Origin of the sequence: Microbacterium sp. H6, assembly GCF_003314775.1 — a bacterium.
Lineage (GTDB): Bacteria > Actinomycetota > Actinomycetes > Actinomycetales > Microbacteriaceae > Microbacterium > Microbacterium oxydans.
Window position 1 is genome coordinate 9,065 of the sequence record NZ_QOAY01000187.1, and the last position, 437, is coordinate 9,501.

Annotated in this window: 2 protein-coding genes; both read right to left on the reverse strand. The window is 68.4% G+C overall.

The features are described from left to right. Positions 1-165, reverse strand: a 165-nt coding sequence (locus DSP71_RS23715; RefSeq protein ID WP_258546412.1) for a biotin carboxylase N-terminal domain-containing protein, incomplete at its 3' end; no start/stop codon positions are given. A gap of 78 nt (positions 166-243) precedes the next feature. Next, on the reverse strand, positions 244-437 hold a 194-nt coding region (locus tag DSP71_RS23720), incomplete at its 5' end, for a Maf family protein (RefSeq protein ID WP_258546409.1).

Below are 437 nucleotides of genomic sequence, written 5' to 3' on the forward strand. Positions count from 1 at the left end.
GCCGCCGAGCGCGTAGGCCTCGTCTGCGAGGCGGGTGTGCAGGGCATCACGATCCTGGTCGGCGTAGACGGCGACGGAGGCGATCCCGGAGTCACGGGCGGCGCGGATGATGCGGACGGCGATCTCGCCGCGGTTGGCGATGAGCACCTTGGCGATAGCAGGCATGCTTGCCAGCCTAGCGAGAACGACCGCGATCCCTTTGACGACTCCCCACAAGAAAGTCGGGAAAACGTGGATGGGAGTCTACGACCAGAGGTCGGTCCAGCGAACGCCGAGCTCCGCGGCGAGACGGCGGACGGTGGAAAGGGACATGCCGACGACCGTGGACGGGTCGCCCTCCACGCGGGTGATGAAGGCTCCCCCCAGGCTGTCCACGGTGAAGGCCCCCGCCACGAGCAGCGGTTCGCCTGAGGCGACGTACGCGGCGATCTCGGCGT